38 protein-coding genes are annotated in these 22,074 nt (G+C 43.4%); all 38 read left to right on the forward strand.

Annotated elements, in window-relative coordinates:
• The first annotated feature begins 60 nt into the window (after nt 1-60).
• The 38 genes from rpsL to rpsI all read left to right on the forward strand — a co-directional run bounded on the left by rpsL (nt 61) and on the right by rpsI (nt 22,002).
• On the forward strand, nt 61-480 hold the full coding sequence (gene rpsL / locus CZ502_RS02810) for a 30S ribosomal protein S12 (RefSeq protein WP_076459591.1): 420 nt from the start codon (nt 61-63) through the stop codon (nt 478-480).
• 20 nt (nt 481-500) lie between these two features.
• Nucleotides 501-971, forward strand: coding sequence for a 30S ribosomal protein S7 (gene rpsG / locus CZ502_RS02815; RefSeq protein WP_003668788.1), 471 nt, complete (start codon nt 501-503; stop codon nt 969-971).
• Nucleotides 972-1,121: 150 nt separating this feature from the next.
• The gene (gene fusA / locus CZ502_RS02820; protein WP_076459592.1) at nt 1,122-3,209 is read left to right on the forward strand and encodes an elongation factor G; all 2,088 of its coding nucleotides are present in this window, start codon (nt 1,122-1,124) and stop codon (nt 3,207-3,209) included.
• Nucleotides 3,210-3,546: 337 nt separating this feature from the next.
• Nucleotides 3,547-3,855: a 30S ribosomal protein S10 gene (gene rpsJ / locus CZ502_RS02825; protein WP_003664569.1), complete on the forward strand. Its 309-nt coding sequence runs from the start codon at nt 3,547-3,549 to the stop codon at nt 3,853-3,855.
• Between the two features lie 49 nt (nt 3,856-3,904).
• Nucleotides 3,905-4,567, forward strand: a complete 663-nt coding sequence (rplC, locus tag CZ502_RS02830) for a 50S ribosomal protein L3 (RefSeq protein ID WP_076459593.1) — start codon at nt 3,905-3,907, stop codon at nt 4,565-4,567.
• Nucleotides 4,568-4,589: 22 nt separating this feature from the next.
• On the forward strand, nt 4,590-5,213 hold the full coding sequence (gene rplD, locus CZ502_RS02835) for a 50S ribosomal protein L4 (protein ID WP_076459594.1): 624 nt from the start codon (nt 4,590-4,592) through the stop codon (nt 5,211-5,213).
• Nucleotides 5,213-5,509, forward strand: coding sequence for a 50S ribosomal protein L23 (rplW, locus tag CZ502_RS02840; protein ID WP_076459595.1), 297 nt, complete (start codon nt 5,213-5,215; stop codon nt 5,507-5,509). Before rplD ends, rplW begins: the two co-directional genes overlap by 1 nt.
• Nucleotides 5,510-5,534: 25 nt before the next feature.
• Nucleotides 5,535-6,380, forward strand: coding sequence for a 50S ribosomal protein L2 (rplB, locus tag CZ502_RS02845; RefSeq protein WP_076459596.1), 846 nt, complete (start codon nt 5,535-5,537; stop codon nt 6,378-6,380).
• Nucleotides 6,381-6,419: 39 nt separating this feature from the next.
• A complete protein-coding gene (gene rpsS / locus CZ502_RS02850) occupies nt 6,420-6,698 on the forward strand; it encodes a 30S ribosomal protein S19 (protein ID WP_003714506.1) in 279 nt (92 codons plus the stop codon).
• 17 nt (nt 6,699-6,715) lie between these two features.
• Nucleotides 6,716-7,063, forward strand: coding sequence for a 50S ribosomal protein L22 (gene rplV / locus CZ502_RS02855; protein WP_076459597.1), 348 nt, complete (start codon nt 6,716-6,718; stop codon nt 7,061-7,063).
• Between the two features lie 12 nt (nt 7,064-7,075).
• The gene (gene rpsC / locus CZ502_RS02860; protein ID WP_076459598.1) at nt 7,076-7,741 is read left to right on the forward strand and encodes a 30S ribosomal protein S3; all 666 of its coding nucleotides are present in this window, start codon (nt 7,076-7,078) and stop codon (nt 7,739-7,741) included.
• A 3-nt stretch (nt 7,742-7,744) separates the two neighbouring features.
• The gene (gene rplP, locus CZ502_RS02865) at nt 7,745-8,179 is read left to right on the forward strand and encodes a 50S ribosomal protein L16 (protein WP_003664555.1); all 435 of its coding nucleotides are present in this window, start codon (nt 7,745-7,747) and stop codon (nt 8,177-8,179) included.
• A complete protein-coding gene (gene rpmC / locus CZ502_RS02870) occupies nt 8,169-8,375 on the forward strand; it encodes a 50S ribosomal protein L29 (RefSeq protein WP_057805829.1) in 207 nt (68 codons plus the stop codon). Before rplP ends, rpmC begins: the two co-directional genes overlap by 11 nt.
• 24 nt (nt 8,376-8,399) lie before the next feature.
• Nucleotides 8,400-8,666, forward strand: a complete 267-nt coding sequence (gene rpsQ, locus CZ502_RS02875; RefSeq protein ID WP_076459599.1) for a 30S ribosomal protein S17 — start codon at nt 8,400-8,402, stop codon at nt 8,664-8,666.
• Nucleotides 8,667-8,734: 68 nt separating this feature from the next.
• Nucleotides 8,735-9,103, forward strand: a complete 369-nt coding sequence (rplN, locus tag CZ502_RS02880) for a 50S ribosomal protein L14 (protein ID WP_076459600.1) — start codon at nt 8,735-8,737, stop codon at nt 9,101-9,103.
• A 33-nt stretch (nt 9,104-9,136) separates the two neighbouring features.
• Nucleotides 9,137-9,445, forward strand: coding sequence for a 50S ribosomal protein L24 (gene rplX, locus CZ502_RS02885; protein WP_076459601.1), 309 nt, complete (start codon nt 9,137-9,139; stop codon nt 9,443-9,445).
• Nucleotides 9,446-9,473: 28 nt separating this feature from the next.
• Nucleotides 9,474-10,016, forward strand: coding sequence for a 50S ribosomal protein L5 (rplE, locus tag CZ502_RS02890; RefSeq protein WP_076459602.1), 543 nt, complete (start codon nt 9,474-9,476; stop codon nt 10,014-10,016).
• A gap of 15 nt (nt 10,017-10,031) precedes the next feature.
• Nucleotides 10,032-10,217 (forward strand): type Z 30S ribosomal protein S14, encoded by a 186-nt coding sequence (locus CZ502_RS02895; protein ID WP_003664547.1) that lies wholly within the window; start codon nt 10,032-10,034, stop codon nt 10,215-10,217.
• A 32-nt stretch (nt 10,218-10,249) separates the two neighbouring features.
• A complete protein-coding gene (rpsH, locus tag CZ502_RS02900; protein WP_076459603.1) occupies nt 10,250-10,648 on the forward strand; it encodes a 30S ribosomal protein S8 in 399 nt (132 codons plus the stop codon).
• Between the two features lie 29 nt (nt 10,649-10,677).
• Entirely contained in the window at nt 10,678-11,214 is a 537-nt protein-coding gene (gene rplF, locus CZ502_RS02905; protein WP_076459604.1) for a 50S ribosomal protein L6, read from the forward strand.
• Nucleotides 11,215-11,267: 53 nt separating this feature from the next.
• A complete protein-coding gene (gene rplR / locus CZ502_RS02910; RefSeq protein ID WP_076459605.1) occupies nt 11,268-11,633 on the forward strand; it encodes a 50S ribosomal protein L18 in 366 nt (121 codons plus the stop codon).
• 21 nt (nt 11,634-11,654) lie between these two features.
• On the forward strand, nt 11,655-12,164 hold the full coding sequence (gene rpsE, locus CZ502_RS02915; RefSeq protein ID WP_076459606.1) for a 30S ribosomal protein S5: 510 nt from the start codon (nt 11,655-11,657) through the stop codon (nt 12,162-12,164).
• A gap of 15 nt (nt 12,165-12,179) precedes the next feature.
• Entirely contained in the window at nt 12,180-12,362 is a 183-nt protein-coding gene (gene rpmD / locus CZ502_RS02920; RefSeq protein ID WP_003716670.1) for a 50S ribosomal protein L30, read from the forward strand.
• 32 nt (nt 12,363-12,394) lie between these two features.
• Complete coding sequence (gene rplO / locus CZ502_RS02925) at nt 12,395-12,829, forward strand: 50S ribosomal protein L15 (protein ID WP_076459607.1); 435 nt, start codon at nt 12,395-12,397, stop codon at nt 12,827-12,829.
• A 1-nt stretch (nt 12,830) separates the two neighbouring features.
• Nucleotides 12,831-14,147 carry a preprotein translocase subunit SecY gene (secY, locus tag CZ502_RS02930; protein WP_076459608.1) on the forward strand — a complete coding sequence of 439 codons (1,317 nt, stop codon included), beginning with the start codon at nt 12,831-12,833 and terminating at the stop codon, nt 14,145-14,147.
• Between the two features lie 5 nt (nt 14,148-14,152).
• Nucleotides 14,153-14,806 carry an adenylate kinase gene (locus CZ502_RS02935; protein WP_303645091.1) on the forward strand — a complete coding sequence of 218 codons (654 nt, stop codon included), beginning with the start codon at nt 14,153-14,155 and terminating at the stop codon, nt 14,804-14,806.
• 133 nt (nt 14,807-14,939) lie between these two features.
• Nucleotides 14,940-15,158 (forward strand): translation initiation factor IF-1, encoded by a 219-nt coding sequence (gene infA / locus CZ502_RS02940; RefSeq protein WP_003664537.1) that lies wholly within the window; start codon nt 14,940-14,942, stop codon nt 15,156-15,158.
• 35 nt (nt 15,159-15,193) lie between these two features.
• A complete protein-coding gene (gene rpmJ / locus CZ502_RS02945; protein ID WP_003714521.1) occupies nt 15,194-15,313 on the forward strand; it encodes a 50S ribosomal protein L36 in 120 nt (39 codons plus the stop codon).
• A 30-nt stretch (nt 15,314-15,343) separates the two neighbouring features.
• Complete coding sequence (rpsM, locus tag CZ502_RS02950; protein ID WP_003668778.1) at nt 15,344-15,709, forward strand: 30S ribosomal protein S13; 366 nt, start codon at nt 15,344-15,346, stop codon at nt 15,707-15,709.
• A gap of 35 nt (nt 15,710-15,744) precedes the next feature.
• Nucleotides 15,745-16,134, forward strand: coding sequence for a 30S ribosomal protein S11 (rpsK, locus tag CZ502_RS02955; RefSeq protein WP_003664532.1), 390 nt, complete (start codon nt 15,745-15,747; stop codon nt 16,132-16,134).
• 84 nt (nt 16,135-16,218) lie between these two features.
• Entirely contained in the window at nt 16,219-17,163 is a 945-nt protein-coding gene (locus CZ502_RS02960; protein WP_076459610.1) for a DNA-directed RNA polymerase subunit alpha, read from the forward strand.
• 34 nt (nt 17,164-17,197) lie between these two features.
• Nucleotides 17,198-17,581: a 50S ribosomal protein L17 gene (gene rplQ, locus CZ502_RS02965; RefSeq protein WP_076459611.1), complete on the forward strand. Its 384-nt coding sequence runs from the start codon at nt 17,198-17,200 to the stop codon at nt 17,579-17,581.
• A gap of 211 nt (nt 17,582-17,792) precedes the next feature.
• Nucleotides 17,793-18,620: an energy-coupling factor transporter ATPase gene (locus tag CZ502_RS02970; protein ID WP_076459612.1), complete on the forward strand. Its 828-nt coding sequence runs from the start codon at nt 17,793-17,795 to the stop codon at nt 18,618-18,620.
• Nucleotides 18,596-19,462 (forward strand): energy-coupling factor transporter ATPase, encoded by an 867-nt coding sequence (locus CZ502_RS02975; protein ID WP_076459613.1) that lies wholly within the window; start codon nt 18,596-18,598, stop codon nt 19,460-19,462. Before CZ502_RS02970 ends, CZ502_RS02975 begins: the two co-directional genes overlap by 25 nt.
• Nucleotides 19,455-20,258, forward strand: coding sequence for an energy-coupling factor transporter transmembrane component T family protein (locus CZ502_RS02980; RefSeq protein ID WP_076459614.1), 804 nt, complete (start codon nt 19,455-19,457; stop codon nt 20,256-20,258). Before CZ502_RS02975 ends, CZ502_RS02980 begins: the two co-directional genes overlap by 8 nt.
• A 15-nt stretch (nt 20,259-20,273) precedes the next feature.
• Nucleotides 20,274-21,044, forward strand: coding sequence for a tRNA pseudouridine(38-40) synthase TruA (gene truA, locus CZ502_RS02985; protein ID WP_076459615.1), 771 nt, complete (start codon nt 20,274-20,276; stop codon nt 21,042-21,044).
• A gap of 105 nt (nt 21,045-21,149) precedes the next feature.
• Nucleotides 21,150-21,593 (forward strand): 50S ribosomal protein L13, encoded by a 444-nt coding sequence (gene rplM, locus CZ502_RS02990; protein WP_076459616.1) that lies wholly within the window; start codon nt 21,150-21,152, stop codon nt 21,591-21,593.
• Between the two features lie 7 nt (nt 21,594-21,600).
• Nucleotides 21,601-22,002, forward strand: a complete 402-nt coding sequence (gene rpsI / locus CZ502_RS02995; RefSeq protein ID WP_076459617.1) for a 30S ribosomal protein S9 — start codon at nt 21,601-21,603, stop codon at nt 22,000-22,002.
• Nucleotides 22,003-22,074: the final 72 nt, after the last annotated feature.

Raw genomic sequence — 22,074 nt, forward strand, 5'->3', positions numbered from 1 at the left:
TTATTCGTAAAAAAGAACCACCTGGATGTGTGGACTTAAATTAAGGAAGGGGAAAAAATAATGCCAACCATTAACCAATTGGTACGTAAGGGCCGTAAGAGCCACAAGGGCAAGTCAAAGTCACCAGCTCTTGGTTATGTTTACAACACTTTCAAGAAGGAAGAAGTTAAGACTCCATCACCACAAAAGCGTGGGGTTGCTACCCGTGTCGGGACAATGACTCCTAAGAAGCCAAACTCAGCTTTACGGAAGTACGCCCGTGTACGTCTTTCAAACTTGATCGAAGTTACTGCTTACATTCCTGGTATTGGTCACAACCTTCAAGAACACTCCGTTGTCTTGATCCGTGGTGGTCGTGTTAAGGATTTACCTGGGGTTCGTTACCACATTATCCGTGGTACTCTGGATACTGCTGGTGTTGAAGGCCGTATGCAATCACGTTCTAAGTACGGTGCTAAGAAGCCTAAGGAAAAGAAGTAATTTTAAGGAGGAGTTAAGTAATGCCACGTAAAGGACATGTACAAAAGCGTGAAATTTTACCAGATCCAATGTACAACTCAAAGTTGGTTACAAGCTTGATCGACCACTTGATGATCGACGGTAAGCGCGGAACTGCTACTAAGATTTTATACGCAGCTTTTGATGAAATTAAGAACGAAACTGGTAACGATCCAGTAGAAGTATTCCAACAAGCAATGGAAAACGTTATGCCTGTCTTGGAAGTTAAGGCTCGTCGTGTTGGTGGTTCTAACTACCAAGTTCCGATTGAAGTTCGTCCAGACCGTCGTACTACATTAGGCCTTCGTTGGATTGTTCAATACGCACGTTTGCGTGGGGAACACACAATGGTTGAACGTCTTGCACGTGAAATCATTGATGCTTCTAACAACACTGGTGCTTCTGTTAAGAAGCGTGAAGATACTCATCGTATGGCAGAAGCCAACCGTGCATTTGCACACTACCGCTGGTAATAATTACTGCCGCTTGATGCTAGTTATCTGACTAGTTTCAGTGAGGGGGTGACGTAATTAATGCTTAGACGTCACCCCTTTTTGAAAATAATGATAAAATAATAACTACTGTAACTATAACCATATTTTGGAAGGAGATTCTCTTTTAAGATGGCTAATAAACGTGAATACCCACTTGCTAAGACTCGTAACATCGGGATCATGGCACACATCGATGCCGGTAAGACGACTGCAACTGAGCGGATTCTTTACTACACTGGTAAGATTCATAAGATTGGTGAAACCCATGATGGTGCTTCACAAATGGACTGGATGGACGAAGAAAAGGAACGTGGTATCACTATCACTTCCGCTGCCACTACTGCCGTTTGGAAGGATCACCGGATTAACATCATCGATACCCCAGGACACGTGGACTTCACTGTCGAAGTTGAACGTGCATTGCGGGTGCTTGATGGTGCCGTAACTGTTCTTGATGCCCAAGCCGGTGTTGAACCACAAACCGAAACTGTTTGGCGTCAAGCTGACCAATTCAACGTTCCACGGATTGTTTTTGCTAACAAGATGGACAAGGTTGGAGCTAACTTTGATTACTCTGTTCAAACGATCAAGGACCGTCTGAACGTTACCCCACTACCAATTCAAATGCCAATTGGTGCCGAAGACTCATTTGCCGGGGTTGTTGACCTGGTTAAGATGGTTGCTTATGTTTACGATGAAGATAAGTTAGGTACTAACTGGGATACTGTTGATATTCCTGCTGACATGAAGGACGATGCCCAAGCTCGTCACGATGCAATGATCGAAACATTGGCAGATATCGATGATGGCATTATGGAAAAGTACCTTGAAGGTGACGAAATTTCCGTTGACGAAATCAAGGCTGCTATCCGTAAGGGTACTTTGGAAGAAAAGCTCTTCCCTGTATTAGCTGGTTCAGCTTACAAGGATAAGGGTATCCAAATGATGCTTGATGCGGTTATCGACTACTTACCATCACCAGTTGATGTTAAGCCATTCGTTGCTCATGACGAAGAAGGTAACGAAATCGAATTGACTGCCGGTGACGACAAGCCATTCGCTGCCTTAGCCTTCAAGATTGCCACGGACCCATTCGTTGGTCGGTTGACTTTCTTACGTGTTTACACTGGTTCACTTCAATCAGGTTCATACGTTCTTAACGCTACTAAGGAAAAGCGTGAACGGATTGGTCGTTTGCTCCAAATGCACTCAAACCAACAACAAGAAATTCCAGAAGTATTCTCAGGTGATATCGCTGCTGCAATCGGTTTGAAGAACACCACTACTGGTGACTCATTAACCGATCCAGATCACCCACTTCAACTTGAATCAATGGACTTCCCAGAACCAGTTATCCAAGTTTCTGTTGAACCTAAGTCTAAGGCTGACCAAGACAAGATGGACAAGGGTCTGCAAAAGCTTGCTGAAGAAGACCCAACATTCAAGGCTGAAACTAACCCTGAAACTGGTGAAACTTTGATCGCCGGGATGGGTGAACTTCACTTGGACATCATTGTTGAACGTCTTCGTCGTGAATTCCACGCGGAAGTTACTGTTGGTAAGCCACAAGTTTCATACCGTGAAGCATTTACGAAGACTGCTAGCGCACAAGGTAAGTTCGTTCGTCAGTCTGGTGGTAAGGGTCAATACGGTGATGTATGGATCGAATTTACCCCACTTAAGGAAGGGGAAGGCTTCGAATTTGAAGACGCCATTGTCGGTGGTGTTGTTCCTCGTGAATTCATCCCTGCTGTTGAACAAGGGTTGAAGGAAGCTATGCAAAACGGTGTTCTTGCTGGTTACCCACTTGTTGACATGCACGCTAAGCTCTACGATGGTAGTTACCACGAAGTCGACTCAAGTGAAGCTGCCTTCAAGGTTGCTGCATCATTAGCTCTTAAGAATGCTGCAAAGAAGGCTGATCCAGTTATCCTTGAACCAATCATGAAGGTTGACATCGTTGTTCCACAAGACAACATGGGTGACGTTATGGGTCAAGTAACTGCTCGTCGTGGTACGATTGATGGGATGGAAGAACGTGGTAACGCTCAACTTATCCACTCATTCGTTCCACTGTCAGAAATGTTTGGTTACGCTACTGCCTTACGTTCAGCTACCCAGGGTCGTGGTACATTCACAATGACATTCGACCACTACTCAGCTGTTCCTAAGTCAGTTCAAGAAGAAATTATTAAGAAGAACGGTGGCAACAACTAATATTTGTTGATACCAACGATCTCAAATCCATCGAAAGGATTGTGACTATTAATTTAGTTCACAGTCCTTTTTTTATTGTATGAAAATAAGTTAAAAAACTTTACAAAAATATTTCAATCTAATTTATTTGAATTAACCCCTTGATATGAGCGGGATTCTTTAGTATTATGGATAGGTGCTTGAGCAAAGGAGGTAGATTTGCCTTACCCCCTAGTATGTTTAAGCAGCGAAGCGATGATGCGGAAGGTTGCGACACACCCGGCCGCTTTGCCACAGGATGTGGCGGTAATTTCCGCGGAGCTAGTCAAATTTCAAATCTGACGAAGGAGGGAACATAATGGCAAAACAAAAGATTCGTATTCGGTTAAAGGCATATGAACACCGTATCTTAGACCAATCTGCTGATAAGATTGTTGAAACCGCTAAGCGGACAGGTGCTCAAATTTCAGGTCCTATCCCGTTACCTACTGAACGGACTATCTACACTGTTATCCGTTCACCACACAAGTTCAAGAAGTCTCGGGAGCAATTCGAAATGCGCACTCACAAGCGTTTAATCGACATTGTTGACCCAACACCAAAGACCGTTGATTCATTAATGAAGCTCGATCTGCCAAGTGGTGTTGACATTGAAATCAAGCTTTAATTACTAAATATAGAAGAAATACATAAAACAAAAAATTGGAGGTGTACTCATGGCCAAAGGAATCTTAGGTAAAAAGGTTGGAATGACTCAAGTATTCACTGACAACGGTGAATTAGTTCCAGTTACTGTTATCGACGTAACACCAAACGTTGTTATGCAAATCAAGACCGTTGAAAATGATGGTTACAACGCTGTACAACTTGGTTTCGATGACAAGCGCGAAATCTTGAGCAACAAGCCTGAACAAGGTCATGCAGCAAAAGCAAATACGACCCCTAAGCGCTTCATCGGTGAAATCCGTGACGCTGAATTAGGGGATGACATCAAGGTAGGAGACGAAGTTAAGGCTGACGTCTTCACTGAAGGTGAAACTGTCGACGTTACGGGTACTACCAAGGGTCATGGTTACCAAGGTAACATCCACAAGGATAACCAAGCTCGTGGACCTATGGCACACGGTTCTCGTTACCACCGTCGTCCAGGTTCATTAGGTGCAATTATTAACCGGGTCTTCAAGGGTATGAAGCTCCCAGGTCGCATGGGTGGCAAGACTGTTACCATGCAACACCTACAAGTTGTTAAGGTTGACCTTGACAACAACGTTCTCTTAATCAAGGGTAACGTTCCAGGTGCTAACAAGTCATACGTTACTATTAAGAACTCTGTTAAGGCAAACACTAAGAAGAGCCTTAGCAAGCAACACAACAATTAATAAGAAAGGAGGAAGTTAAATAATGACTAGCGTTAATTTGTACAAGCAAGATGGTAGCCAAAACGGTACTGTTGAATTAAACGCCGCAATCTTTGGTGTTGAACCAAACCAAAACGTTGAATTTGATGCTATTTTGCGTCAACGTGCCTCATTACGTCAAGGTACTCACGCCGTTAAGAACCGTTCAGCTGTTCGCGGTGGTGGTAAGAAGCCATGGCGTCAAAAGGGTACTGGTCGTGCTCGTCAAGGGTCAATTCGTGCCCCACAATTCCGTGGTGGTGGGATTGTCTTTGGACCTGCTCCACGTTCTTACAAGTACAGCCTTCCTCGTAAGGTTCGTCAACTTGCAATCAAGTCTGCCCTTTCACAAAAGGTTCTTGATGACAACTTAGTAGTAGTTGATGCATTAAACTTTGATGCACCAAAGACCAAGGAATTTGCTGGTGTTATGAGTAACTTAAACGTTGCTGAAAAGGCATTAGTTGTTGTTACCGATGATGACAAGAACGCTGCTTTATCTGCACGTAACTTAGCAAATGCTACAGTTGTTACTCCTGCAGGTGTTAACATCTTAAACGTTGTTGATAACCAAAAGATCGTTATCACTAAGTCAGCTCTTTCTCAAGTAGAGGAGGTGCTCGCATAATGGAAGCACGTGACATTATTTTACGTCCAGTTATTACCGAAGCTTCAATGGCCGGGATGGACAATAAGCGTTACACTTTTGATGTTGATTTACGAGCAACTAAGACTCAAGTTAAGAATGCTGTCGAAGAAATCTTCGATGTTAAGGTTGTTAAAGTAAACATCATGAATGTTAAGGGTAAGTTAAAGCGTCAAGGTCGTTACGTTGGCTACACTAAGCGCCGTCGTAAGGCAATTGTTACTTTATCTGCCGATTCAAATGAAATTAAGCTGTTCAACGACAACAGCGAAAACTAATCATTAGATAAAGGAGGAAAAAACAGTGGGAATTCGTAAATACAAAGCAACCACTAACGGTCGCCGTAATATGAACGGTTATGACTTCGCTGAAATCACGAAGACTACTCCCGAAAAGTCATTATTGGCTCCGTTAAAGCACACCGCTGGTCGTAACAGTTATGGTCACATTACTGTTCGTCACCGTGGTGGTGGTACTAAGCGTCAATACCGGATTATTGACTTCAAGCGGATTAAAGATGATGTTCCAGCAACTGTTAAGGCAATCGAATACGATCCTAACCGTACTGCTAACATTGCATTAATCGTTTACGCTGACGGTACTAAGTCATACATCTTGGCTCCTAAGGGCTTAAAGGTTGGCATGACTGTTCAATCTGGTGCGGATGCTGATATCAAGGTTGGTAATGCTCTTCCATTAAAGAACATTCCAGTTGGTACTGTTATTCACAACATTGAATTAAAGCCAGGCAAGGGTGGTCAACTCGCCCGTTCAGCAGGTGCTTCTGCTCAATTACTTGGTAAGGAAGAAAAATACGTCTTAGTACGTCTTTCTTCTGGTGAAGTTCGTATGGTTCTTGCTACTTGCCGTGCTACTGTTGGTACTGTAGGTAACGACGAACATGCATTGATTATCAAGGGTAAGGCTGGTCGTTCACGTTACGCTGGTCAACGTCCACATGTTCGTGGTTCTGTAATGAACCCTAACGATCACCCACATGGTGGTGGTGAAGGTAAGCAACCAGTTGGTTTACCATCTCCTCTTTCTCCATGGGGTAAGAAGACTGTTGGTAAGAAGACCCGTTCACACAAGGCTCGTTCAAACAAGTTCATTGTTCGTGGTCGGAAGCGCGGTCCACATACTCGTTAATATATATATACGTTCTAATTACCGAGAGGAGGTACACAAATGGGTCGTAGTTTGAAGAAGGGACCTTTCGCCGATGCTTCATTACTGAAGAAGGTTAAGGAGCAAGAAGGTTCTGAAAAGAAGACTGTCATCAAGACATGGTCACGTCGTTCTACCATTTTCCCAAGTTTTATTGGTTACACATTTGCTGTTTACGATGGTCGGAAGCACGTACCAGTTTATGTACAAGAAGATATGGTTGGCCACAAGTTAGGTGAATTCGTTCCTACACGGACTTTCCATGGTCACGCTACTGATGACAAGAAGACAGGTAAGTAAGGAGGGTGAAATAACACATGGCTGAAAGCATTACGTCAGCTAAGGCAACTGCCAAGATGGTGCGGGTTTCAGCTCGTAAGGTTCGTCTTGTTTTAGACGCAATTCGTGGTAAGAGCGTTGCCGAAGCATTTGCTATTTTGAAGTTCACCCCTCGTGGTGCCGCTTCAGATGTTGAAAAAGTATTAAAATCTGCTGTTGCAAACGCTGAAAACAATTTCGACTTAGACCGTGCTTCATTGGTTGTAAGCGAAGCATTTGCTAACGAAGGACCAACCCTTAAGCGGTTCCGTCCACGTGCAAAGGGTTCTGCTTCACCAATCAACAAGCGGACTAGTCACATTACAGTGGTTGTTACAGAACGATAGGAGGAATGAATAGTGGGTCAAAAGATCAATCCTAATGGTTTTCGTGTTGGGGTCATTCGTGATTGGACTGCAAAGTGGTACGCAGATAAGAACTTTGCTGAATACCTTAACGAAGACCTTCGGATCCGTAAGTATATTGAAAAGCGACTTGCTGATGCCTCTGTATCAACCGTTGAAATTGAACGTGCCGCTAACCGCGTAAACGTATCAATTCACACTGCCAAGCCAGGAATGGTTATTGGTAAGGGTGGTTCAGAAGTTGAAGCACTTCGTAAGGAATTAAACAAGTTAACTGGCAAGCGTGTTCACATTAACATTGTGGAAATCAAGAAGCCAGACTTAGATGCTCACCTTGTTGGTGAAAGTATTGCACGTCAATTGGAAGCTCGTATTGCTTTCCGTCGTGCTATGCGTGGAGCTATGCAACGTGCTATGCGTGCCGGTGCCAAGGGTATTAAGACTCAAGTTGCCGGTCGTTTGAATGGTGCAGATATGTCACGGGTTGAATCATACTCTGATGGTACTGTTCCTTTGCACACACTCCGTGCTGATATCGACTACTCTTGGGACGAAGCTAACACTACTTACGGTGTTCTCGGTGTTAAGACCTGGATCTACCGTGGTGAAGTTCTTCCTACCAAGAAGAATTCAAACGATGATGAACAAGGAGGGAAGTAACACATGTTAGTACCAAAACGTGTAAAGCACCGTAAGGTTCAACGTGGCCACATGCGCGGTGAAGCCAAGGGTGGTAAGACTGTTACTTTTGGTGAATTTGGTTTACAAGCTCTTGATTCACATTGGATTAGCAACCGCCAAATCGAAGCTGCTCGTATCGCGATGACGCGTTACATGAAGCGTGGTGGGAAGGTTTGGATCAAGATCTTCCCTCAACTCTCATACACCAGTAAAGGTGTTGGGGTCCGGATGGGTAACGGTAAAGGTGCTCCTGAAGGATGGGTTGCCCCAGTTAAGCGCGGCAAGGTAATGTTTGAAGTAGGGGGCGTTTCTGAAGAAGTCGCTCGTGAAGCTTTACGTCTTGCCGGTCACAAGTTGCCAGTTCGCACTAAGATCGTACAACGTGAGGAAGTAGGTGGACAATCTAATGAAAAGTAAAGATTATGTACAAGAACTGAATGGATTAACCACTGATAAGCTACTTGACCGTGAGAAGGAACTGAAGGAACAATTGTTTAACTTACGTTTCCAATTAGCAACCGGCCAGTTGGAAAATACTGCAAGCCTTAAGCAAGTACGCAAGGATATTGCACGGGTTAAGACAGTTCTTCGTCAACAACAATTAAACAAATAAGAATACGAAAAGGAGGATTAGCGCATGAGTGAAGAACGTAATGCACGTAAGGTTTACCAAGGCCGTGTTGCTTCTGACAAGATGGATAAGACCATCACTGTTGTAATTGATACTTACAAGAGTGCTCCTATCTACGGTAAGCGTGTTAAGTACTCAAAGAAGTTCTACGCACACGATGAAAACAACGAGGCTAAGACCGGCGACATTGTACAAATTATGGAAACACGGCCATTGTCAGCCAAGAAGCGTTTCCGTCTTGTAAAGATTGTCGAAAAGGCTGCTACCCTTTAATTAGCAGATAACTCTTAAAAATATTCGTATTCTAATTCTTATTTGTAGATGGAAGGAGGACATTAACCGTGATTCAACAAGAAAGTCGGTTGAAGGTCGCTGATAACTCCGGTGCACGTGAAATCTTAGTTATTAAGATCTTAGGTGGTTCCCGAGTTAAGACAGGTAATATTGGTGACATCATTGTTGCTACTGTAAAACAGGCAACACCAGGTGGCGTTGTCAAAAAGGGTGACGTTGTTAAGGCCGTTGTTGTACGGACTAAGCAAGGTATTCACCGTAAGGATGGTTCATACATTAAGTTTGATGAAAACGCCGCTGTTTTGATTAACAACGACAAGAGCCCTAAGGGTACCCGTATTTTTGGCCCAATCGCTCGTGAGCTTCGTGGAGACGACTTCATGAAGATCGTTTCATTAGCTCCAGAAGTTCTGTAAGATTAACCGAAAATAAGGAGGTGCACAATCAACATGTTCATTAAAACAGGTGATAAAGTTCGCGTTATCGCGGGTAAGGACAAGGGCAAAGAAGGTACTGTTAAGAGTATCCTTGCTGCCAAGAACCGTGTTATCGTTGAAGGCGTAAATATGGTTAAGAAACACCAAAAGCCAAGCAACTCAAACCCTAATGGTGGCGTTATTGATACTGAAGCAGCCATTGATGCTTCAAACGTAATGCTGATTGATCCTTCAACAAATGAACCAACCCGTGTCGGTTACAAGTTCGTTGATGGTAAGAAGGTTCGTGTTGCCAAGAAGTCAGGCAAGACACTTGACTAATTTTTAAGGGAAGGAGGAATAACTTCTAATGGAAAACCGTTTGAAAGCTAAATACGAAAGTGAAATTCGTCCAGCATTAATTGAAAAGTTCAACTACTCTTCTGTTATGCAAGCACCAAAGATTGACAAGATCGTCTTAAACATGGGTGTTGGTGATGCTACTACTAACTCCAAGAATCTTGATGAAGCCGTTGAAGAACTTGGTTTGATTTCTGGTCAAAAGCCTTTGATTACTAAGGCTAAGAAGTCAATTGCCGGCTTCCGTCTTCGTGAAGGTATGTCAATTGGTGCTAAGGTAACCTTACGTGGTGAACGTATGTATGATTTCTTGGATAAGTTAGTTAACGTGGCATTGCCACGGGTTCGTGACTTCCATGGTGTAAGCAACAAGGCTTTTGATGGTCGTGGTAACTACACTCTTGGTATCCATGAACAATTAATTTTCCCTGAAATTGATTATGATAAAGTTAACCGGGTTCGTGGTTTGGATGTTGTTATTGTTACAACTGCTCAAACTGATGAAGAATCACATGAATTACTTGCGCAACTCGGTATGCCGTTTGCTAAATAAAGGAGGTTCCACAAATTGGCTAAAAAATCAATGATTGCTAAGTGCAACCGTCCAGCTAAGTTCTCAAGTCGTGAATACACGCGTTGTGCACGTTGTGGACGTCCGCACTCAGTTTACCGTAAATTCCACCTATGCCGGATTTGCTTACGAGAACTTGCCCACAAGGGACAAATTCCTGGTTTGAAGAAGGCTAGCTGGTAAACAAATAAACCGACAAAAGGAGGAAAACATCGATGTCTATGAGTGATCCAATTGCAGATTTCTTAACTCGTATTCGTAACGCTAATATGGCTCAACACGAATCAGTTGAAGCACCTGCATCAAAGATGAAGAAGGACATCGCTGAAATCTTAAAGAACGAAGGTTTCATTCGCGATGTTGAATATGTTGATGATAACAAGCAAGGCATCATCCGTGTGTTCTTGAAGTACGGCAAAGACGGTCAACGGGTTATTTCCGGCTTGAAGCGGATTTCTAAGCCTGGTTTACGGACTTACGTTAAGGCTGACGCTGTGCCAAAGGTTCTTAATGGATTAGGTATTGCTATTATTTCAACATCTGAAGGTGTTGTAACTGACAAGGTTGCTCGCGCCAAGAAAATTGGTGGCGAAGTTATCGCCTACGTTTGGTAATTATTAATAATTAGATAGGAGGTGCAAGCATGAGTCGTATTGGTTACAAGGAAATTGATTTACCAAGTGGTGTAGAAATTTCTCAAGATGGTAATGTTGTTACTGTTAAAGGTCCTAAAGGTACTTTATCTCGTGAAATCTCACCATTGATCAAGATGACTGTTGATGGTAATGTTGTAAAGTTCGATCGCGATGACGATTCTAACAAGTTAAAGATGATCCACGGAACTACCCGTGCTAATGTTAACAACATGGTTGAAGGTGTTGTTAATGGTTACAAGAAGGTTCTTAAGCTTGTCGGTGTTGGTTACCGTGCTCAATTCAAGGGCAACAAGTTGATCTTAACTGTTGGTTACTCAAACCCAGTTGAAATGGACAAGCCTGAAGATGTTGATATCAATGTTCCAGACAACACTACAATCGAATTAAGCTCAATTAACAAGGAACACCTTGGTAATTTTGCTGCTGAAGTTCGTGCCGTTCGTTCACCTGAACCATACAAGGGTAAGGGTATCCGTTACGAAAACGAACACATTATCCGTAAGGAAGGTAAGACTGGTAAGTAATCTAATAAGATTATTTAGCATTCTTAAAACAATAACTATAAAAATAATAAGAGGTGACTGTTGTGATTTCAAAACCAGATAAGAACAAGATCCGTCAACGTCGTCATATGCGCGTTCGCGGCAAGATTTCTGGTACTGCGGAGCGCCCACGCTTAAGTGTTTACCGTTCAAACAAAAACATTTACGCTCAATTAATTGATGACGTAAAGGGTGTGACGCTCGCAAGTGCCTCCACAAATGACAGTGAAGTTAGTGGTAAGACGAAGACTGAACAAGCTAGTGGCGTTGGTGCTTTAATTGCTAAGCGTGCTAGTGAAAAGAACATTACTAATGTTGTTTTCGACCGTGGTGGATACCTTTACCATGGACGTGTTCAAGCTTTGGCTGAAGCTGCTCGTGAAAACGGACTTAAATTCTAAAAAAAGGAGGAATAACCTGCAATGGCATCATCAGAATTCATTGATCCAGCAAAGTTGGATTTAGACGATCAAGTTGTAGCCATCAACCGGATTACTAAGGTTGTAAAGGGTGGACGTCGGATGCGTTTTGCCGCTTTAGTAATTGTTGGTGACCGTAAGGGTCATGTTGGCTTTGGTACTGGTAAGGCTCAAGAAGTTCCAGAAGCTATCCGGAAGGCACAAGCTGCTGCTGAAAAGAACCTGATCACTGTTCCAATCGTTGGGACTACTATTCCACACGAAGTTATTGGTGTATACGGCGGTGGAAAGATCATGTTAAAGCCTGCTGTTGAAGGTTCTGGGGTTGCTGCCGGTGGTGCGGTACGTAACGTTATGGATCTTGCCGGTATTGCCGATGTTACTTCAAAACGTCTTGGTTCAAACACGCCTGTTAATGTTGTTCGTGCAACATTCGAAGGTTTGAAGAAGTTGAAGAACGCTGAAGAAGTTGCTAAGTTACGTGGTGTTTCAGTAGACCACTTGGCAGAATAAGGAGGGCACTAAATTATGGCTCAAGTAAAAGTTACCTTAATTCACAGTGTTGCCCACCGTCAACCTACTCAACGTCGTACTGTTAAGGCATTGGGCTTAGGTAAGATCAATAGCTCAGTTATCCTTCCAGATAACGCGGCAACACGTGGTCAAATTTTTAAGATTGCTCACTTAGTTTCAATCGAAGAAGTTAAGTAATTAAAATTAAATAATAAGGAGGTGCCTACCAAATGAAGTTAAACGAAATGAAGCCAGCTGCTGGTTCTCGTTCAAAGCGTCTTCGTAAGGGTCGTGGCCTTTCATCTGGTCATGGTTTTACATCAGGACGTGGTACCAAGGGTCAAAAGGCTCATGGAAAGACCCGTTTAGGATTTGAAGGGGGCCAAATGCCACTTTACCGTCAAATTCCAAAGCGTGGATTTACTAACATCAACCGTAAGGAATACGCTATCGTTAACTTGACTGCATTGAACAAGTTTGATGATGGTACTGAAGTTACTCCACAATTATTGGTTGAAAGCGGCTTAGTAAAGAACATGAAGAGTGGTATCAAGGTTCTTGGTAGCGGTAAGCTCGAGAAGAAGTTAACTGTTAAGGCTAATAAGTTTTCTGCTTCTGCAGTTTCTGCAATTGAAGCTGCCGGTGGTAAAACTGAGGTGATGTAGTTTGTTCACAGCCGTCAAAAATGCATTCAAAGTAAAAGATATCCGTAAAAAGATTTTCTTTACATTGTTTGTATTGATTGTCTATCGGATTGGGGCAGCGATCACCGTTCCTGGAGTTAACGCTGCTGCTTTGCAGGAGATCTCCTCGACCGGTTTAGCATCGATCCTCAATACCTTTAGTGGTGGTGGACTGGAGAACTATTCATTGTTTGCAATGGGTGTTTCTCCATATATTACTGCCCAAATTGTTGTTCAACTATTACAAATGGACATTGTCCCGCGTTTTGTTGAATGGAGTAAGCAAGGGGAAGTAGGACGGCGAAAACTTAATCAAGCGACCCGATGGTTAACGATTGTTCTTGGCTTTATCCAGTCAATCGGTATTACCGCCGGGTTTAATGCATTAAGTACAATTCGTTTGGTTAACCATCCTGGTGTTCAAACCTACTTAACAATTGGGTTGATTTTAACAGCAGGTACAATGTTTGCTACCTGGATGGGGGATATGATTACCGAGCGTGGTCTGGGTAATGGTGTTTCCATGTTAATCTTTGCCGGGATTGTTGCGCAGATGCCAGGTGGTATTCGTCAATTATGGGACGACCAAATCGCCGGTGAAGCCGGTTCAGCATTATGGACTGGAATTGGTTTTGTTGCAGTTGTGGTAATTGCAATTTTGATTATCGTTGCGTTTGTTACATGGGTTCAACAGGCCGAACGGCGGTTGCAAATCCAGTACACGCGGCGGACAACCACTTCACCAGCAAGTAGTTATCTTCCCCTGAAGATTAACGTATCAGGTGTTATCCCTGTTATCTTCGCGGGTTCATTTATTTCAACACCGCAGACGATTTTAATGGCCTTTCAACAAAACCATGGTGGGGATAGTTGGTATCAAATCATGACGACCATCTTTAACATGCAATCTGGTCCAGGAATCGCACTGTATGTATTTTTGATTGTTGTATTTACCTTTTTCTATGCCTTCGTTCAGGTTAACCCGGAAAAGCTTGCTGAGAATTTACAAAAGCAAGGCTCCTATATTTCCGGTGTTCGTCCTGGGAAGGGCACACAAGACTATGTTTCTTCATTGTTAATGCGGTTAAGTACTGTTGGTTCACTCTTCTTAGGGTTGATTTCTCTGATTCCGTTAATTGCAAGTAATGTCTGGAACTTAAGCCAATCAATTGGGTTAGGTGGTACTAGCTTGCTGATCATTGTTCAAATTGCATTAGACGTTGTTCGGCAATTAAATGGACTAACAATGAAGCGTGAATATATTGGATTTATTCGTGAACCAAAAGGAGGACAAGACTAATGAGTATGAACCTTGTATTAATGGGTTTGCCAGGTGCCGGTAAAGGGACTCAAGCTCAAAAGATCGTTGAAGACTTTGCAATTCCTCACATTTCAACTGGGGATATCTTCCGGGCGGCCATGAAAAATGAGACGCCAATGGGAGTAGAAGCTAAGAAATATATTGATAAAGGTGAACTTGTTCCTGATGAAGTTACTAATGGTATCGTTAAAGAACGGTTAGCTCAAGATGATACCAAGAATGGCTTTATGCTTGATGGTTTCCCTCGTAATCTTAACCAAGCAGCTGCTTTGGATAAGATGTTAGCTGAGAGTGATCGGCAGCTTGATGCTGTGATCAATATTCATGTTAAACCGGACGTATTGGTAGAGCGTTTAAGTGGACGTTTTATTTGCCGTAACTGTGGAGCAACGTATCACAAGATTTACAATGCCCCTAAGGTGGAAGGCACATGTGATGTTTGTGGTCACCATGAATTTTATCAACGTGATGATGACAAGCCTGAAACGGTTAAGAATCGTCTAGATGTTAATATTAAGTTGAACACCCCACTGGTAGACTATTACCAAAAGCAAGGCGTATTGCACGAAATTAATGGTGAACAAGATATCGCCAAGGTTTATGACGATGTCAAGAAAGTATTGACTAGCCTAAACTAGATGGTATTTAAAGCTTGCGAAGTTTTTGATCTTATGCTAAACTATGCAAGGTTTATCTATCTGAAGTAGTGGGAAGTACTATACTTTCCACCATTTTTACGTAATTCTTGATTAGGCGAGGAGGTACTATTTCGTGGCAAAAGCCGATGTTATCGAAGTCGAAGGTAAGGTTACTGAAACTTTACCTAACGCAATGTTTAAAGTTGAATTGGAAAATGGCGCGGAGATTTTAGCACATGTCTCCGGTAAGATCCGGATGCACTACATTAAGATCTTACCTGGTGACCGTGTTAAGGTTGAGATGTCACCATACGACCTTACAAAGGGTCGGATTACTTTCCGGTTTAAGTAGTTATTGATCAATTACTCTTTAGGAGGATTTATACAATGAAAGTAAGACCATCTGTAAAGCGGATGTGCGAGCACTGCAAGATCGTTAAGCGTCACGGACGTGTTATGGTTATTTGCTCTGCTAACCCTAAGCACAAGCAACGCCAAGGTAAGTAATAAAAATAAATAAGAATGGAGGTGTAGCCCATGGCTCGTATTGCAGGTGTCGATTTACCTCGTGACAAGCGAATCGTAATCGGCTTAACATATATTTTCGGTATTGGTGATTCTACTGCTAAGAAGATTCTTGAAAATGCCGGTGTATCAGAAGACATTCGTGTTCGTGATTTAACTCCGGACCAAGAAGAAAAGATTCGTGCACAAGTTGACCAAATCCAAGTGGAAGGTGACTTGCGTCGTGAAGTTTCAATGAACATCAAGCGGCTCCAAGAAATTGGTTCATACCGTGGAATGCGTCACCGTCGTGGTTTACCTGTTCGTGGTCAACATACCAAGAACAACGCTCGTACGCGGAAGGGTAAAGCCGTAGCGATCGCAAACAAGAAGAAGTAATTATACTTTAATAAAAAAGGAGGTTAGTACTAGATATGGCAACCAAAAAGGGTACGCGTAAGCGTCGTGCAAAAAAGAATGTTGAAACTGGTGTTGCGCACATTCACTCAACATTTAACAACACTTTGATCATGATTACCGACGTTCAAGGTAACGCTGTCGCATGGTCATCAGCTGGTGTTTTAGGCTTTAAGGGAAGTCGGAAGTCCACTCCATTTGCTGCTCAAATGGCATCTGAAGCTGCTGCTAAGCAAGCTATGGAACATGGTATGAAGACTGTTGAAGTTGAAGTTAAGGGTCCAGGTTCAGGTCGTGAAGCTGCTATCCGTGCACTTCAAGCAACTGGTTTGGAAGTTACTGCTATTCGTGATGTAACACCTGTTCCTCACAATGGTTCTCGTCCTCCAAAGCGTCGTCGTGTTTAATTGACATTGCTGGAGACAACATTTCCATCAATTGCCTTTTCGTCTCAAATACGAACCACGTTTTGAAAGGGGTACAAGGATAGAATGATCGAATTTGAAAAGCCAAACATTCACAAAGTTGAAGAGACAGATAACTACGGCAAGTTTGTCGTAGAACCACTTGAGCGCGGTTACGGAACCACTCTCGGTAACTCGTTAAGACGTGTACTAATTGCTTCATTACCTGGTGCGGCAATTACTAGTATGCAAATTGATGGTGTTTTACATGAGTTTAGCACTGTTGAAGGTGTAACTGAGGATGTTACGCAGATTATCTTAAATCTAAAGAAGGTTTCCTTAAAGATTGATTCTGAAGATCAAAAGGACCTCGAATTAGATGTTAAGGGACCTGCAGATGTAACTGCAAGTGATATCCAGGGTGACAACGAAGTAGCTATCTTAAACCCTGATCTGCATATTGCAACTGTTGCTGATGGGGCAGAATTACACATCAAGTTAACTGCTGATAAGGGTCGCGGTTACCTTTCTGCTAACGATAATAAGGCCCGGATGGATGATCTTGCAATTGGTGTTTTGCCGATTGATTCCATCTATACCCCAATCGAACGTGTAAATTACACTGTTGAAAACGCCCGGGTTGGTCAGCGTAATGACTATGATAAGTTGACGCTGGATGTTTGGACTGATGGTTCATTAACACCAACTGAAGCAGTTAGTCTGGGTGCGAAGATTTTAACTGAACACTTGGCAATGTTTGTTGACTTAACAGAAACAGCACAAAATGCGCAAGTAATGGTTGAAAAGGAAGAAACGCACAAGGAAAAGATGCTTGAGATGACTATCGAAGAGCTTGATCTTTCTGTTCGTTCTTACAACTGTTTGAAGCGGGCTGGCATTAACACTGTTAAGGAATTAACAGACAGAACAGTGTCTGATATGATGAAAGTTCGCAACTTAGGACAAAAGTCGTTAGAAGAAATTAAACTTAAGTTGAATGATCTTGGTGTTTCATTTCGCCAAGACGACTAATTGATATACCAATTGCAAAGGAGGGAACCACTTTATGAGTTACCGTAAATTAGGACGTACAAGTTCACAACGTAAGGCTTTATTACGTGATTTAACTACTGATTTAATCGTTAATGGTCGGATTACTACCACTGAAGCACGCGCAAAAGAAGTTCGCAAGACTGCTGACAAGATGATTACTCTTGCTAAGCATGGTGACTTAGCTTCTCGTCGTAAGGCTGCTGCCTTTATGCGCAATGTTGTTGCTGATGTTAAGGAAGATGGCGACAACATTCGTGTACAATCTGCTCTTCAAAACCTCTTTGAAGAACTTGCACCAAAGTATGCAGATCGTAACGGTGGTTACACACGCATCTTGAAGACCATGCCTCGTCGTGGTGACGGCGCACCAATGGTTATTCTTGAATTAGTGGACTAATTTAAGTGTTCAAACATATTTAAATACGTAATAAAGAATCACTATCATTGATAGTATAGAGCGTTACGATGGTGGGTATATCCCTAGTCTAGCTCGAATGTGAGAAACCCTCACGCGCTGCAGTGGTAAGTGATTTTTTATTTTAAATTCCCACATTATTCCTGATACTTTGCTAAAATATACATATTAAGAATAAAAGAGAGGGTTCATATTGGCTGGCATAAGAGTTAACAACTTAACATTCACCTATCCTAATCAGGAAAGACCGGTGCTAAAGGATATCAATATTGATATCGCGCCTGCTTCATGGACAGCAATTATTGGCCATAACGGGAGTGGGAAGAGTACCTTGGTACGGTTAATCGATGGCCTGTTGATCCCTGATAAAGGAACCATTGAGGTTAACGGCATTAATGTGGATGAAAACTCCCTGGGGTTAATCCACCAGCAGATTGGGTTTGTCTTTCAAAATCCAGAAAACCAATTTGTTGGCGCAACGGTTGCTGATGACGTCGCATTTGGACTGGAAAACCGGCGAGTGCCACCAGCAGAGATGAAGAAGCGAATTCACCACTCCCTAGAAATGGTCGGCATGCTGGACTACCAGGATGCCGAACCGGTTAACCTTTCCGGTGGACAGAAGCAGCGGGTGGCCTTAGCAGGAGTACTATCGTTAATGCCGCAGGTGATCATCCTTGATGAGGCGACCAGTATGCTGGACCCCTTAGCACGGCAGGAAATTTTAAGCTTACTAACCGAATTAAGGAGTAAGCAAAATATTTCAATCATTTCAATTACTCACGATATCAATGAGATAGAGCTTGCTGATGAGACGATTATCCTTGACGAAGCACGGGTAGCAAAGCAGGGCCCAACTAAGGAAGTACTTAAGGACGGGGCGCTTTTAGATAAAATTGGTGTCGGCTTACCAGCTGGCCAACAATTAAAGCAACTTTTAGCGCAACGGGGCATCAATGTCCCTGATAATTATTTTAGCTTAGAGGAGATAAAGCAGTGGCTGACCCAGCAATTACAATAGATGGCTTACATTACCATTATCCTAATACTAAAAAAGAAGCTTTGATTGACGCTAATTTAACGATCAATCAGGGGGAGTTTGTCGCGGTCATTGGGAAGACAGGCAGTGGGAAATCGACCCTGGTTTCGCTGATTGATGGCCTCCTACAGCCAACGGCCGGTCGCCTTAATGTTACCGGTGTAGAGATCACGCCGACAACTAAGCAGGCCCAGTTAAGCTCGATTCATCACCATGTCGGCTTTGTCTTTCAGTTTCCGGAGCAGCAACTCTTCGCGGAAACTGTTGCCGATGATATTGCCTTTGGGCCGCGGAATCTTGGCTGGTCAGAAGAAAAGATTACGGCAAGTGTTGATGAGGCATTGCAACTAGTCAACCTACCGCAAGAGTTTAAGACTCATTCACCGTTTGCCTTATCTGGTGGGCAGATGCGGCGGGTTGCGATCGCTGGGGTACTTGCAACCAAGCCCGCAATTTTAATCCTTGATGAGCCAACGGCCGGGCTCGATAACCAGGCGACCAACGACTTATTGAAACTAGTTGACCAGGTAAATCAGCAAGGGACAACGGTCATCATGGTAACGCACCAGATGGAACAGGTTGCTGAACATGCTGGTCGGGTGCTGGTAATGGACCACGGGAAAATTATTGCTAATACGACGCCGAAAAAATTATTCAATAATGGTGAGCAGTTAGCAGCCTTTTCCTTGTCGCTGCCTATCCCAGTCGCAGTGGCGCACTCGCTCAAGCACGATGGCATTCACTTGCAGGACAATGAGCCCTTGACGATGGCAGCCCTGGCTGACCAGCTAGCAATGGCAATGAGGGGTAAGACGGATGAATAATAAGATTGTATTTGGTAGTTACATTCCAACAAATTCGGTTCTGCACCGGTTAGATCCACGAATGAAGTTAATGATGTGTATCGGCTTTGTCGTCCTTGTTTTCTTCGTTAACAACCTAATCACCGGGGCGTGGCTGGCGCTTTCATTACTGCTAGCTATTAAGTTAAGTAAGGTCAGCGTAAAGTTGTACTGGCAAGGCTTAAAACCACTATTTTGGATCATTTTAATTACAGTGGTCTTTCAGATCTTTTTCAGTAGTGGTGGGACCGTTTATTGGCGGTGGGGGATCATGTCGGTCACCCATGACGGCCTGATTAATTCATTGATCATCCTTTATCGCTTTGTGGTAATCATTGTCGCTTCGACGGTGTTGACGGTTACTACCCAGACGATTCAGATTGCTGATGGGCTATCATGGATGATGAAACCATTAGCCTTAATCAAGGTCCCGGTTAACCAGATTACCTTGATGTTGTCGATTGCTCTTCGCTTTGTGCCGACGATAATGGACGAGACTGGGAAAATTATGAAGGCACAGCGGGCACGGGGGATGAACTTTAACCAGGGGAATATCATCACCCGGGTTCACCACCTTGTGCCGATCCTGATCCCCTTATTTGTAAACTCATTTAAGCGGGCAGAGGAATTGGCAACTGCGATGGAAGCACGGGGCTATGACCCGAATGCTCCCCGTACCCACTACCGGCAGCTAATCTGGCATCAGGTTGACAACTGGGCGGCAGTTTGGTCCAGCTTAGTCGTTGTGATTTTATTTATTCTCAGAATTTTTTTCTAGAAAGGACGAACTTTGGTGTATCGTTATAAAATAACATTTGCTTACGATGGGACTAATTTTTCCGGTTTTCAAATTCAGCCCCACAAGCGGACGGTTGAGCAAACCCTCAAAAATGCAGTGAATAAAATCGCTAAGCACCCGACCCCAGCGATTCCGGTCATCGGATCTGGAAGGACGGATGCCGGGGTTCATGCATTAAACCAGGTGGCGCATTTTGATATTCCCTACCATCTCAGCAATGAATCGATGCGAAAAGCGTTAAACAGTATCCTGCCATTGGATATTTTAATCAAGAAGGCAGAGTTAGTTGATGACTCCTTTCATGCTCGTTATAGCGCCCATCGGAAGACCTATCGCTACCGGGTTGACCAGGGAGAGTTTGTCGACCCCTTCAAGCGCAACTATACTTCCCACTTCAAATATCCGCTTGACTTGGCAAAAATGCGACAGGCAGCAAAAGACATCGAAGGGACCCATGACTTTACAAGTTTTGTTGCTTCGGGAAGTCAGGCAAAAAGCAACGTCCGGACTGTCGAAAAAATTTCGATTAACCGGGATGAGCTTCGCAATGAGGTTGTCTTTGATTTTACCGGGAATGGTTTTTTGTACAACCAGGTTCGGATAATGGTTGCCTTTTTGCTGGAAATTGGGAGTGGGCAACGGCCGGTAGACGACGTTTCGCGGGTGCTTGCGGCAAAGGACCGGACCCTTGCGCGGATGACGGCTCCAGCAAGTGGCTTATATTTAGTTAGTGTTGATTATGGAACAAATGATGAAAAGGATTGACGCCGAGGCAAGAAGAAGGTATACTAGCCAATGGTATTTCTTTTCCATCTAATAACTCGGTACACTATTATATGTAAAAGAAAAACAAAATTGGAGGACTTAATCGTGAGAACGACATACATCGCAAAACCTGGTGAAGTTGATCGCAAGTGGTACGTTGTAGATGCTAAGGATGTCCCAATGGGTCGTCTTGCATCTGCTGTCGCATCAATTTTGCGTGGTAAGAACAAGCCTACATTTACTCCACACGTTGATACTGGTGACTACGTTATCGTTATCAACGCTGCGCAAGTTAAGTTAACTGGTAAGAAGGCATCACAAAAGATGTACTACCGTCACTCAAACTACCCTGGTGGTTTGAAGCAACGGACTGCCGGTGACTTCCGTGCAAAGGAACCAGAGAAGTTATTGGAAACAGCTATTAAGGGTATGCTTCCACACAACTCCCTTGGTCGCAAGCAAGGTTTGAAGTTACATGTTTACGCTGGAGCAGACCACAAGCATGCAGCACAAAACCCAGAAGTTTTAGACATTACTAACTTAATCTAAGGAGGGAATGGAATTGGCTCAACAAGTACAATACAGTGGTACTGGTCGGCGTAAGGATGCAACCGCACGTGTTCGCTTAGTACCAGGTTCAGGTAAAGTTACAATGAACGGCAAGGCAATTGAAGACTACATTCCATTTGCCAACTTACGTGCCATCGTTAACCAACCATTTAACGTTACTAAGACTGACGGTCAATACGATGTTTTAGCTAACGTTAATGGTGGTGGATTCTCTGGTCAAGCCGGTGCAGTTCGTCACGGTATCGCCCGTGCACTTCTCGCCGTTGATCCAGACTTCCGTGACGCTTTGAAGAAGGCTGGCCTCTTAACTCGTGACCCTCGTATGAAGGAACGTCGTAAGCCAGGTCTTAAGAAAGCTCGTAAGGCTGCTCAATTTAGTAAGCGTTAATATTCGATTATCGCTTCCAGAAAAGTATCAGTTTTTGCTGGTACTTTTTTTATTTTTAAATTTTGCTGGCGA

It is taken from the genome of Limosilactobacillus caccae (assembly GCF_900156885.1).
GTDB lineage: Bacteria > Bacillota > Bacilli > Lactobacillales > Lactobacillaceae > Limosilactobacillus > Limosilactobacillus caccae.

Excerpts from the sequence above, each read along its gene's own strand:
- rpsL (WP_076459591.1), top strand. The coding sequence starts at position 61 with ATGCCAACCATTAACCAATTGGTACGTAAGGGCCGTAAGAGCCACAAG.
- rpsG (WP_003668788.1), top strand. The coding sequence starts at position 501 with ATGCCACGTAAAGGACATGTACAAAAGCGTGAAATTTTACCAGATCCA.
- fusA (WP_076459592.1), top strand. The coding sequence starts at position 1,122 with ATGGCTAATAAACGTGAATACCCACTTGCTAAGACTCGTAACATCGGG.
- rpsJ (WP_003664569.1), top strand. The coding sequence starts at position 3,547 with ATGGCAAAACAAAAGATTCGTATTCGGTTAAAGGCATATGAACACCGT.
- rplC (WP_076459593.1), top strand. The coding sequence starts at position 3,905 with ATGGCCAAAGGAATCTTAGGTAAAAAGGTTGGAATGACTCAAGTATTC.
- rplD (WP_076459594.1), top strand. The coding sequence starts at position 4,590 with ATGACTAGCGTTAATTTGTACAAGCAAGATGGTAGCCAAAACGGTACT.
- rplW (WP_076459595.1), top strand. The coding sequence starts at position 5,213 with ATGGAAGCACGTGACATTATTTTACGTCCAGTTATTACCGAAGCTTCA.
- rpsS (WP_003714506.1), top strand. The coding sequence starts at position 6,420 with ATGGGTCGTAGTTTGAAGAAGGGACCTTTCGCCGATGCTTCATTACTG.
- rplV (WP_076459597.1), top strand. The coding sequence starts at position 6,716 with ATGGCTGAAAGCATTACGTCAGCTAAGGCAACTGCCAAGATGGTGCGG.
- rplP (WP_003664555.1), top strand. The coding sequence starts at position 7,745 with ATGTTAGTACCAAAACGTGTAAAGCACCGTAAGGTTCAACGTGGCCAC.
- rpmC (WP_057805829.1), top strand. The coding sequence starts at position 8,169 with ATGAAAAGTAAAGATTATGTACAAGAACTGAATGGATTAACCACTGAT.
- rpsQ (WP_076459599.1), top strand. The coding sequence starts at position 8,400 with ATGAGTGAAGAACGTAATGCACGTAAGGTTTACCAAGGCCGTGTTGCT.
- rplX (WP_076459601.1), top strand. The coding sequence starts at position 9,137 with ATGTTCATTAAAACAGGTGATAAAGTTCGCGTTATCGCGGGTAAGGAC.
- rplE (WP_076459602.1), top strand. The coding sequence starts at position 9,474 with ATGGAAAACCGTTTGAAAGCTAAATACGAAAGTGAAATTCGTCCAGCA.
- rpsH (WP_076459603.1), top strand. The coding sequence starts at position 10,250 with ATGTCTATGAGTGATCCAATTGCAGATTTCTTAACTCGTATTCGTAAC.
- rplF (WP_076459604.1), top strand. The coding sequence starts at position 10,678 with ATGAGTCGTATTGGTTACAAGGAAATTGATTTACCAAGTGGTGTAGAA.
- rpsE (WP_076459606.1), top strand. The coding sequence starts at position 11,655 with ATGGCATCATCAGAATTCATTGATCCAGCAAAGTTGGATTTAGACGAT.
- rpmD (WP_003716670.1), top strand. The coding sequence starts at position 12,180 with ATGGCTCAAGTAAAAGTTACCTTAATTCACAGTGTTGCCCACCGTCAA.
- rplO (WP_076459607.1), top strand. The coding sequence starts at position 12,395 with ATGAAGTTAAACGAAATGAAGCCAGCTGCTGGTTCTCGTTCAAAGCGT.
- CZ502_RS02935 (WP_303645091.1), top strand. The coding sequence starts at position 14,153 with ATGAACCTTGTATTAATGGGTTTGCCAGGTGCCGGTAAAGGGACTCAA.
- rpmJ (WP_003714521.1), top strand. The coding sequence starts at position 15,194 with ATGAAAGTAAGACCATCTGTAAAGCGGATGTGCGAGCACTGCAAGATC.
- rpsM (WP_003668778.1), top strand. The coding sequence starts at position 15,344 with ATGGCTCGTATTGCAGGTGTCGATTTACCTCGTGACAAGCGAATCGTA.
- rpsK (WP_003664532.1), top strand. The coding sequence starts at position 15,745 with ATGGCAACCAAAAAGGGTACGCGTAAGCGTCGTGCAAAAAAGAATGTT.
- CZ502_RS02960 (WP_076459610.1), top strand. The coding sequence starts at position 16,219 with ATGATCGAATTTGAAAAGCCAAACATTCACAAAGTTGAAGAGACAGAT.
- rplQ (WP_076459611.1), top strand. The coding sequence starts at position 17,198 with ATGAGTTACCGTAAATTAGGACGTACAAGTTCACAACGTAAGGCTTTA.
- CZ502_RS02980 (WP_076459614.1), top strand. The coding sequence starts at position 19,455 with ATGAATAATAAGATTGTATTTGGTAGTTACATTCCAACAAATTCGGTT.
- rpsI (WP_076459617.1), top strand. The coding sequence starts at position 21,601 with ATGGAATTGGCTCAACAAGTACAATACAGTGGTACTGGTCGGCGTAAG.